At 70.6% G+C, this 9,999-nt stretch carries 11 protein-coding genes; 5 read left to right on the top strand and 6 right to left on the bottom strand.

Going from position 1 to position 9,999, the window contains the following annotated elements; genetic code table 11:
• Positions 1 to 59: 59 nt before the first annotated feature.
• The 4 genes from ACG2DA_RS19790 to ACG2DA_RS19775 all read right to left on the bottom strand — a co-directional run bounded on the left by ACG2DA_RS19790 (position 60) and on the right by ACG2DA_RS19775 (position 4,494).
• Entirely contained in the window at positions 60 to 545 is a 486-nt protein-coding gene (locus ACG2DA_RS19790) for a GNAT family N-acetyltransferase (RefSeq protein WP_395258032.1), read from the bottom strand.
• Positions 546 to 631: 86 nt separating this feature from the next.
• Positions 632 to 1,858 (bottom strand): M16 family metallopeptidase, encoded by a 1,227-nt coding sequence (locus ACG2DA_RS19785; RefSeq protein ID WP_395258030.1) that lies wholly within the window; start codon positions 1,856 to 1,858, stop codon positions 632 to 634.
• 73 nt (positions 1,859 to 1,931) lie between these two features.
• A complete protein-coding gene (locus ACG2DA_RS19780) occupies positions 1,932 to 3,068 on the bottom strand; it encodes an acetate/propionate family kinase (RefSeq protein ID WP_395258029.1) in 1,137 nt (378 codons plus the stop codon).
• Positions 3,069 to 3,162: 94 nt separating this feature from the next.
• The gene (locus ACG2DA_RS19775; RefSeq protein ID WP_395258027.1) at positions 3,163 to 4,494 is read right to left on the bottom strand and encodes a radical SAM/SPASM domain-containing protein; all 1,332 of its coding nucleotides are present in this window, start codon (positions 4,492 to 4,494) and stop codon (positions 3,163 to 3,165) included.
• Positions 4,495 to 4,658: 164 nt separating this feature from the next.
• On the opposite strand from ACG2DA_RS19775, the gene ACG2DA_RS19770 reads away from it, so the two are divergent.
• The 4 genes from ACG2DA_RS19770 (at position 4,659) to ACG2DA_RS19755 (ending at position 7,143) form a co-directional block, all read left to right on the top strand.
• A complete protein-coding gene (locus ACG2DA_RS19770) occupies positions 4,659 to 5,018 on the top strand; it encodes a hypothetical protein (protein WP_395258025.1) in 360 nt (119 codons plus the stop codon).
• Between the two features lie 152 nt (positions 5,019 to 5,170).
• Positions 5,171 to 5,389, top strand: coding sequence for a hypothetical protein (locus tag ACG2DA_RS19765; protein ID WP_395258024.1), 219 nt, complete (start codon positions 5,171 to 5,173; stop codon positions 5,387 to 5,389).
• Complete coding sequence (locus ACG2DA_RS19760; RefSeq protein WP_395258022.1) at positions 5,386 to 5,679, top strand: hypothetical protein; 294 nt, start codon at positions 5,386 to 5,388, stop codon at positions 5,677 to 5,679. Before ACG2DA_RS19765 ends, ACG2DA_RS19760 begins: the two co-directional genes overlap by 4 nt.
• Positions 5,680 to 5,685: 6 nt before the next feature.
• Positions 5,686 to 7,143 carry an amidase gene (locus tag ACG2DA_RS19755; RefSeq protein WP_395258021.1) on the top strand — a complete coding sequence of 486 codons (1,458 nt, stop codon included), beginning with the start codon at positions 5,686 to 5,688 and terminating at the stop codon, positions 7,141 to 7,143.
• Between the two features lie 66 nt (positions 7,144 to 7,209).
• On the opposite strand, the gene ACG2DA_RS19750 is transcribed toward ACG2DA_RS19755, so the two are convergent.
• The gene (locus tag ACG2DA_RS19750) at positions 7,210 to 7,578 is read right to left on the bottom strand and encodes a hypothetical protein (RefSeq protein WP_395258019.1); all 369 of its coding nucleotides are present in this window, start codon (positions 7,576 to 7,578) and stop codon (positions 7,210 to 7,212) included.
• A gap of 28 nt (positions 7,579 to 7,606) precedes the next feature.
• The gene (locus ACG2DA_RS19745; RefSeq protein WP_395258016.1) at positions 7,607 to 8,716 is read right to left on the bottom strand and encodes an SRPBCC family protein; all 1,110 of its coding nucleotides are present in this window, start codon (positions 8,714 to 8,716) and stop codon (positions 7,607 to 7,609) included.
• 205 nt (positions 8,717 to 8,921) lie between these two features.
• Here ACG2DA_RS19745 and ACG2DA_RS19740 point away from each other — a divergent pair, with 205 nt between their 5' ends.
• On the top strand, positions 8,922 to 9,893 hold the full coding sequence (locus ACG2DA_RS19740) for an exonuclease domain-containing protein (RefSeq protein WP_395258015.1): 972 nt from the start codon (positions 8,922 to 8,924) through the stop codon (positions 9,891 to 9,893).
• The last annotated feature ends 106 nt before the right edge of the window (positions 9,894 to 9,999 follow it).

The following is a 9,999-nucleotide window of genomic DNA, read 5'->3' as shown; positions in this document are numbered from 1 at the left end:
GGTCCGCGACCGCAGAGAAACGCTCCCTGACGGTCGCGGCTCTCGGTTTGTGAGCGTCATTACGCTGCCTCGTTCAGCGCCCTCTGCACGAACACTGCGTCCAGCCGGCGGTTCCACTTCACGCCGACGCCCGGCAGGCGACCGACCTCCTCGAAGCCCAGCGCGGCGTGCAGTTTGAGACTGGCCGCGTTGTCCGCGGAGAGCACGCCGATCAGGCAGCGCAGCCCCGCCGCCGGGGCCCGGTCCAGCAGCGCCGTGAGCAGCGCCCGGCCGACGCCGCGGCCCTGGGCCGTCGGGGCGACGTAGACGCTGTGCTCCGCCGTCTCCCGGAAACCCGGTTGCGGGCGGAACGGGCCGACGGCGGCGAACCCGACGACCGCCCCGGCCGCCTCCGCGACCAGCGTCGGCCAGTCGCCGGCCTGTTTTTCCTCGTACCACGCCCGCTGGGCCGAGTCGCTGCGCGGCGTCTCCGTCCAAACGGCGGTCGTGTGCTCCACCGCGTGGTTGAAGATCGCCCGCACGGCGTCCAGATCGGCGGCGGTCATCTCGCGGACGTGCATTCCTGTAGGGTCCGCTCCGCGGACCGTCCACGGCAAGCATGGATCTCAAGATGCGGTCCGCAAAGCGGACCCTACGACATCGTTTCCAACGGGCCCACGGCCGCCGTGGTGACGACCTCCAGCGGGAATTCCGTCAGCAGGTCGCGGAGGTCGTGCACCGTCAGCCGCCGCAGGTCGGCGAGGTCGTCCTCGACCGTTTTATATTCGCCGCGATCCTGCCAGTTCCCGCCGAGGCTGCCCAGCCGGCCCATCGGGCGCTCGCTCCGCAGCACGATCCGGCTGGCGACTTTATTTTTCGCCTGGGCCAACTCTTCGGCGGTAATCCCGCGCTCGTTGACGGCGTCGAACACGCCCCGCACGGCGGCGACGTTCTCCGCGGCCCGGTCCGGGTCGCAGGAGAGGTACGTCAGGTACATCCCGGCGCCGGCGAAGTCGGTGTAGCTCAATTCACAGGCCTCGCAGCGGCCGGGGTCGACCAGTTCCCAGAACAACCGGCTGCCGGTGTCGTCGCCGACGATCACGCTCAATAACTCCGCCGCGTGCCGCAGCGGGGAGGCGTTGCCCGGGGCGTTCCCCGCCAGCATCACCGTCTGCTGGGCGTTCTCCGGTTTATAAATCGTGCGAACCGCCCCCGGCGGGTGCGGCTCCGGCAGGGGGCGGTCGGTCTCGCCCTTCGGCGCCCGGCCGGCGTGCTCCTCGGCGAGTTGGAGCACCTCCTCCCATTTCGCGTTGCCGCAGACGGCGAGGATCAGATTCGAACCGACGTAGCGGGAGGCGTGATAGTCCCGCATCGCCTCGATCGACAGCCCGCCGATGGACTCGTTCGTGCCGAGGATGCTGCCGGCGAGGGGGTGCCCGGCGAAGTGGGCCTCGTTCAACGCGTCGTAGGCCACGCTGCCGGGCTGGTCCTCGTGCATGCCGATCTCCTCCAGAATGACCTGCTTTTCGAGGTCGAACTCCTCGTCCCGCAACACCGGCCGGGTGAGGGTGGAGAGCAGATCGACCGCGACCGGCAGGTGCTCCGGCAGGACGGCGGCGTAGTAGACGGTTTGTTCGTGGGAGGTGTAGGCGTTGTAGCGGGCGCCGATCTCGTCGAAGACGCGGTTCATGTCCTCGGCGCTGTAGCGTTCGTCCCCCTTGAAGGCCATGTGCTCCAGGAAGTGGGAGACGCCGGCCAGTTCCTCCGGTTCGTCCCGCCGACCGCACCGCACGAAGTAGCCGGCGGCGACGGAGTGGGCGTCGGCGTCCAGTTCCGCAAGAACCGTGACGCCGTTGGGGAGCGTGTGCTGATGAAACATGCCGCGATTCTATCCGCGACGCCGCCGCCGGTCCGCGCGGCGGGCCCTTCCGCGGGCGGGGCCGTGCGTCCGCTCAGCCGACCCCCGCCAAACCCCACGCCTGCCGGGCGATTTCGCCTTCCTCGTCCGTCGGCACGACGAGCACGGCGACGGGGCCGCCGGCGTCGAGGCGGCGAACCTCCTTCGACCGCCGGGCGTTCGCCGCGGCGTCCAGCGCGATCCCGAACCCGGCCAGCGGTTCGCAGACCCGGCGGCGGATCTCCGCGGCGTTCTCACCCACCCCCGCGGTAAAGACCACCCCGTCCAACCGACCCAGCGCCGCCGCGTAGGCCCCCACGTATTTGCGGATGCGGCGGCAATAGACGTCGAGGGCCAGCTCGGCGTCGGCGTCGCCGTCGGCGGCCCGCTGGAGCACGCGGCGGACGTCGTTGTCGCCGCACAGACCTTTTAGACCGCTCTCGCGGTTCAGCAAACGATCCATCTCCTCCGCCGACAGCCCGGCAGAGCGTTGTAAATAGGTCACGGCCGCCGGGTCGAGGTCCCCGGTGCGGGTGCCCATCACGAGGCCCTCCAGCGGCGTCAGGCCCATGCTGGTGTCCACGCAGACGCCCCCCGAGACCGCCGCGGCGCTGCACCCGTTGCCCAGATGGAGCGTGACGAGCTTTAATTCCGCGGGGGAGCGGCCGGCCGTTTCCCGCAAGAACTCGCCGGCGACGCGGCTGACGTATTGATGCGAGGTGCCGTGGAAGCCGTAGCGGCGGACGCCGTGCTCCGCTTCGCACCACGCCGGCAGGGCGTAGCGGGCGGCGGCCTCCGGCATGGTTTGGTGAAAGGCGGTGTCGAACGCCCCGACCTGCGGCACGTCCGGCAACCGCTCGGCGACGGCCCGCACCCCCGCCAGCGCCGCCGGGTTGTGCAGCGGGGCGAGCGGCACGAGCCGCTCCACCTCGGCGACCGCCGCCTCGTCCAACAACGCCGGCCCGCTGAAGGACCGCCCGCCGTGGACGATCCGGTGCCCCACGACCGCCGGCCGGTCCTCGCCCAATTCGTCCAGCACGGCGGCCAACGCCGCGGCGTGATCGGGAACGCCACCCTCCTCGCCGATGCGCTCGACCACGCCGGACTTCAACGACGTCAGGGCCGGGGCGGCGAACAGATCCCATTTCAGGGAACTACTGCCGGCGTTGAGGACGAGCACGGTGGCGGTCATAAAACGTACCAACCCGAAGCGTCAGCGAGGGCGGACCCGGAACAATCGACCGAAGCCCTCGCTGACGCTTCGGGTTCGTGGAAGGCGGCGCGGATCAGACCGTCAACTGCACAAGGTCCGCCTCCGCCCGCGCGGGCTTCGGCAACTCCCCGCCGGCCTCCGCCCGTTCCAAGAGATACGGGGCGGCTTTGTCGGTGTGGTCGTGACCGTCGTAGACGCCGAAGTCGGCGAACAGATATTTCTTCGCCAGCCGATACGCCCAGCTTTTCTCCGGCACCTCGTCGCCGGGGTGATATTGGCTGGTGCGGACCGTCATCGCGGAGAGTTCCGCCATCGCGGTGCGGCGGGCGGTGCTGTCCTCGGCGGCGTTCGCCTCCACCACAGTCTTTAATAGGTCCGGCCGTTCCAGCACGATGCAGCCGCGGGTGTGGGCGGCGGCGACGTCGCGGAAGTCTTTCAGGAACTTGCTTTCGATGAACCGATCCCGCAGGTGGCGGGGGTCGTCGCCGGCGCGGCCGCCCTCTTTGTGGATCGATTCCTTGCTGAACTGCACGATCGGGCAGGGTTCGATGTCGCCCCACGGATTAATGTGGTGCGAAATGCCGGTGACGGCGGGGCAGAGGGCTTTGCCTTCGCCGTCGTAATACGCGTCGATAATGGCGATCGGCTTGCTGGCCCGGCGGGTGACGACGAACTCCCGCAGGGCTTTCTGCTGGGCCCGGGAGAGGCAGAGATCCTCGCAGGCGTCCGGGCCCATCGGGCGGTAGACGTGAAACCAGGTATAAAGCACGCCCATCTCGATGAGCTTGTCGAGCCAGGCGTCGTTGACGAGGTCGTCGAAATTCGACGCCGCCACGCTGGTGCACACGCCGGTAGGCACCTTGTGCTCCAGGCAGTTTTTGATCCCGCGGAGCGTCTTGTTATAAACCCCTTTGCGGCCGCGGCGTTCGTCGGAGACGGTTTCGTTTCCCTCCACGCTGATTAACGGCGTGACGTTCCCCAGCCGACGCATTTCCTTCGCCACGTCGGCGGTGATGAACTGGCCGTTGGTGAAGATCTGGAAATAGCAGTCCGGGTGCCGCTTGGGGATTTCGAGCAGATCCGGATGCATGAACGGCTCGCCGCCGACGAGGCCGAAAAAGCGGTTCCCCATCTCCTTCGCCTCGTTGATGAGGCGGTCCATCGTGGGCAGGTCGATCGTCTGCCGGTCGTGGGCCACGTCCACCCAGCAGCCCTGACAGCGCAGGTTGCAGGAGTTAATGACGGAGACGTACAGGAACGGCGGAAAAAACTGCCCGGACTTCAGCCGCTTTTTGTGCAGCCGGACGCTATTCGCCCCGCCGAGGCCGAGGTTCCAGGCCATCTTCCAGATCGCCTTGGCGTCGGCGCGTTGGAGGAGGCGGCGGGCGAAGCGAACGGTCTGCATCGGAGGGCGACCGGTGAAGGGGGAAGCGGACCGGCAGTATCGCCCGGACCGGGGCCGGAACCAACCGGCGAGCCTTTCGGCCGTAGGGTCCGCTCCGCGGACCGCACTCTGCGGGCTCCGAGATCGGAGAGGACGGTTCGCACAGCGAACCCTACGATGGCCGCATGAGCGTCCCGCTGACCCGCCGCCAACTGGGCGAGACCGTCGCCGCCGGCGTCGCCGCCGCGGCTGCGGGCGACGCGCCCAAACCTGGGGCTGACCCGCCGCTGACGGCCCCCAAACCGCCGGCGCCGCGGGGCCTCGGCGTGCAGGCGGCCCTGCTGTACGAGGTTCTGCTCAGCCGGTTCCCGGAGACCCGCGTCGAGGCGAAGCGGCCGGAAATCGCCCGACAAATCGCCACGAACCTGTATTACGGGCAGATCCTCGCCGAGGCGAACCTCACCAACGCCGACGGCCCGGGACCGCTGTGGACGGCGTACCGGGCGGGCGACGGCGTTCATGACGCCTCGGGGGAGCCGGACTGATGCCCGCAGTAAGCGGAATCACCTCGTTTCTGCTGTTCGGTGTTGGGCCGTTATTGGTTCAGGCGGCTATATGGGCGGCGATTGCCGTTTTCGCGACACGGCGGCGGTCGCTGAACACGCCGGGAGCAACGCCGATCTTGGCCGCAGCAGGATTGGCGGTCGCTTCAGCGTTCCTCAGCCTGGTTTGGAGCGTGGCGATGTGGATGAACCCGCCCACCAGTTCGCTCGACAGTTGGGCAAATCATCCGGTGATGTGGCTGGTCAGCGCCGTCACGCTCGCCAACCGCTTCGCCTCGCCGCCGTTATTGCTCTGGGGCCTCTGGCTGACGTGGGAGGCCCGCGACCGGGGCCGGCCGGGGGAGACGCCGTGAGCCGCCCCCGCAAAGGCGAATCGCCGGCGGAGTTCGCGGCCCGGGAGGTGCGCAAGGTGCACCGGCCGTCGTGGACGCGGTGGATCGCGTTCGTCGCGGCGCTGTCGTGGGTCGGGGCGGTCTGGTTCGCCTGGACGACCCGGGACGCGTGGCCGCGGGACGGATTTTTGCAGGCCTCGGCGGCGTGCGGGGGGCTCGGGCTGGCGCTCTGCCGGGGCGGGGACCGGCTGATCGCCGGGCTCGCGCTGCTCGGGGCCGTGCTGTTGTGGTTGAAGTTGAACGGGATGTGAGCCGCCGTGCCGATCGACGCCTTCGCCGACATCCCCACGCACGCCGCGGCCCTGCGGCGGGGGGACTATTCCGCGGTCGAACTGGCGGAGTTCTTCCTGCACCGGCTGGAAACGTACGGGGCGACGTTGAACGCCGTCGTCACCCTCACCCGGGAGCGGGCGCTGCGGGAGGCGAAGCGGGCCGACGCGGAACTGGCGATGGGCGTCGACCGCGGACCGCTGCACGGCATTCCGTACGGGGCGAAGGATTTGCTCGCCGCGGCGGGGTACCCGACGACGTGGGGGGCGGCGCCGCTGCGGGATCAGCGGTTCGATCAGGACGCCGCCGCCGTCGCCAAGTTGAAGACCGCCGGGGCCGTGCTGTGCGCGAAGCTGGCGATGACGGAGTGGGCCGGCGGGTTCGGCTACGACCAGCCGGACGCCTCCTTCACCGGCCCGCCGGAGGCCGCGTGGGGCGAAGGCCGCTGGGCCGGCGGGAGTTCCAGCGGGTCCGGCAGCGCCGTGGGGGCCGGGCTGCTGCCGTTCGCCCTCGGCAGCGAGACCTGGGGCAGCATTCATTCCCCCGCCAACAACAACGGCGTGTGCGGACTGCGGCCGACCTTCGGCCGCGTCGACCGGGCCGGCTGCATGGTGTTGTCTTGGACGATGGACAAGCTCGGCCCGCTGGCCCGCACGGCCCACGACTGCGGGCTCGTGCTGAACGCGATCGCGGGTTCGGGCGCTTTCCGGGGCGCGCCGCCTCACGGCGACGGCGAACCGGGGGAGATTGGTGAGGCGTTCCCGCCGGACGAGATGGTCGCGGAGCGGGCGTACCGCTATCCGCCGAAGCGAACCCCCACGCCGCCGTTCAAACTGGCGATCCTGCCGGGGGCGGCGGACCGGGCGCAGGACGCGGTGCGGGAGAACTACGAGGCGAGCGTCGCGGCGCTGCGGGAACTGGGGACGGTCGAGGAGATCGCCCTGCCGGCCTTTCCGTACGGGGCCGCGGCGACGCTGATTCTCAACGCGGAACTGGCCGCCGCGTCCGACGACTTCCTCCGCGACGGCCTGTCTTGGGACCTGACCGCCCCGGAGGACCGCTACGGCGGGTACGCCGGGCGGATGATCCCGGCGGTCGATTATCTGAACGCCCTGCGGGTGCGGGCGAGGTTCGCCCGGGCGCTGGACCGGTGGCTGGCGCCGTACGACGCCGTCGTCACGCCGGCTCGGGCGACGGTCGCTCAACCGCTGGGGATGCCCTTCCGCCGCTACGCCCCCGGGGCGCGGGCGGAGACGTTGGGCGGCCCGGCGAATGCGGCGGGTCTGCCGGGGCTCTGCCTGCCCAACGGCTTCGACGCCGACGGCCTGCCGACGGGGCTGAACCTCGTCGGTCGGGCCTTCGGGGAAAATCGCGTGCTGGCCGTCGGCCGGGCGTACCAGGCGAGGACGGACTGGCACACGCGGCGGCCGGAGCGGTGGACGTAGGGTCCGCTGTGCGGACCGCCCTGTTTCGGTCGCCGAACGTTCCCAACGCGGTCCGCAGAGCGGACCCTACTTCTTGGCGCCGAACTTCTTGTCCATCTCCTCCGCGAAGTCCTGCGTGGAGAGGAGCATGTCGAAGCGAGCCTTCTCGTCGCCCTCGACCTGTTCGTCGCCGGGGCGGTCGGAGAGTTCGTTGAGGGCGCCGTCGACCTCGTCCATCTCTTTATGGAGCCCGCGGGCGGCGCCGACGGCGGCGTCCAGGCCCTCCGTGTCCATGTCCGCGTTGTGCGTGTGCAGGATGCGGTCGCCGGTGGAGCCCTTCAAAGACTCGTCGACGTGTTCGCGTTCGTCTGCAATTTGACGGGCGAGGCGGTCGTGCATCACCGTCAAACGGAGGCGGTAATGCTCGACGGTGCCGGCGGGGGCGTCGTGCGCCATGACTACAAGATCAACGGGGGAGAGGAAATTACGTGTGAACCGGACGAACGGCGTGTTCTTCGAGGTGCATCTTGGACCGCTTCAACCCCTCATCGAGCATGCTCTTGGGGTCGACGCGGAAGGCGCGGGCGGCGATCTCCCCGAGGCTGCCGCCGGGCGGCTGCCAACTGAGGTGCACGCTGACCCGGGTGCCGTCGCCCTCGGGCTCGAAGCGGGCCTGCCCCTCGTACTGCACGAGGCTGTCCGGGGTGCTTTGCCAAGCGATCTTCTCGTTCTCGACCTGCTCCGTGACGACCTCTTCGCAGGTGAGCTGCGCCCCGGCGAAGGTGGTGCCCCAGCGGTGGCGGCCGTCGCCCAGGTCCTCGACCTGCCAGTGTCCGGGGAAGAACCGGCGGCTGGCCTCGGCGTCGAGCAGGAACTGGTACACCTGCTCCCGGGGGGCGTCGATGTGAATGGTTTTGTCCAGGTGAAGCGGCTTGGGCGCCTGCGACAGGCCGAGCAGGTCCTCCACCCGTCCGCCGCGGCGGCCCTTCTGGAACAGGGCCAGCCCGGCCGCACCCAGCGGCAACATCAGCGGGCCGCGGCGCAGCACGGCCCGGGCCAGCAGGCCCACGCCGGCGGTCGCCAGCCCGAGGCGGGCGGCGTGGGTCAGTTCGCCGGTGGGCAGATTGGCGGCCAGTCCGGTCTGCGGCCGGTGCGGGATCGGCTCCCCGGCGGTGGTGAGCAGGGCCTCGACGCTGCGGACGCCCCGCACCTTTTCCACGGCGGGCACCAGCAGGTCCGGCTCGCCCGGCCGCACGGTGCCGCCCAGCGTGACCACCCCGTCGCGGGCCTCGACCCGGAGGCCGCCGGCGTCGGTCAGCAGGTGGCCGGCGGCGGCCCGCACGCGGTTCTCGACGGTGGCGTCGTCGGCGACCTCGCCGGTCAGCAGGCCCTTCGCCTCGAAGGCCTGCCCCTTGATCCGGTTCGCCAGATCCTTCGAGCCCTTCTCCCACAGCGTGCCGTAGTCCGAGCCGGCCCGGACGAACTGGCCCTTCAGCTTGCTCCGCCGGGTGGCGCCGCACTGCGGATCGAACAGGTACATCGCCCCGGCGCCCAGGGCGAGCCCTTTGAGCAGGCCGCGGGTTTTCTCGAACATCGTTGCTGTGCGGGCGGGAGGGGAACGGCGACGAACCGCGAAAACTCTATCCCGCGGAAGCCGGCCTGGGCGCCGGGGGAACGTCCCGTCGCCCATCGGGAACGACCCGGGGGCGCGTCCTGTTGCCTGAACCGATCGGGGGGCGACAATCCGTCCGCCGCTCGCAGTTTTGACGCCTTCCTTCCCCCTCCCAGACGCCGCACGGATGAGCGAACCCGCGTCGACCGGCCCGTCCCCAGGTTCCTCCGCGGCGGGCCCCGACCCTGACGCCGCACGGGGCGACGCCGCGTTGAGCGAGGCGGCCTTCGTCGCCTTCGACCTGGAAACGACCGGCTGCACCGCCGCGACCGACCGCACGGTGGAGATCGGCGCCGTCCGCTTCGACCTCGCCGGGCGAGAGCTCGGACGGTTCGAGGAACTGGTGAACCCCGGCCGGCCGATCCCTGCGAACGTCGTGCGGGTGCACGGCATCACCGACGCTCACGTGGCCGACGCCGCCCCGATGGCGGAGGTGCTGCCGCGGTTCCTCGACTGGATCGCGGAGGGCGAGGCCCCGCCGGTGCTGATGGCCCACAACGCCCGGTTCGACATGGGCTTCGTCGGGGCCGCCCTGGCCCGGGCCGGGCTGGCGGCGCCGGCGGCGCCGGTGATGGACACCGTGCGGCTCTCCCGCCGGCGGATGCCGACCGAACGCAGCCATTCGTTGAAGAACTGCGCCGCCCGCTTCGGCGTGACGAACGACCGGGCCCACCGGGCGCTGTCCGACGCCCGGGCGCTGATGGCGGTGTTTCTGAACCTCGTGCAGCGCCCGCCGGCGGTGCGGACGATCGGCCAACTGGACGCCCTGTGCGGCTGCGGCCCGCTGCGGGCGACGGTCCCGTCCTCCCGCGGCAGTTCGGGCAGCGGTTCCGGCTGGCCGCGACGGCGGCGGCGTTACGAACCGCCGCCGGGCGACCACGCGGCCCTGACGGCGGCGATCGAGAGCCGGACGACGATCAGCATCGTCTACGACGGCGGCACCAAGGGCGTGGCCGCCCGCTCCGTCACCCCCCGCAGCCTGCGGCGGCGAGGCGGGGAGCTGTACCTGTTCGCCTGGTGCCACGCCGACGCCAAGGAGAAGCAGTACCGCGTCGACCGCATCCGCGAAGTCACCACCCTCCGGGCGACCCTCGGCTGACGGGGGGAATGGAGCCGCGTCGCCGGCGTCTTCTTCAGGCGGCGTTCGATCTTCCACACGGGCTCGTCGCCGGCGGGTTTGACGTAGACGGCGGTGCGGATCGGGG

The organism is Alienimonas sp. DA493, from assembly GCF_043951915.1.
Classification (GTDB): domain Bacteria; phylum Planctomycetota; class Planctomycetia; order Planctomycetales; family Planctomycetaceae; genus Alienimonas.
Note: the sequence above shows the minus strand (reverse complement) of the source record. Positions and strands in the feature narration are given on the sequence as shown.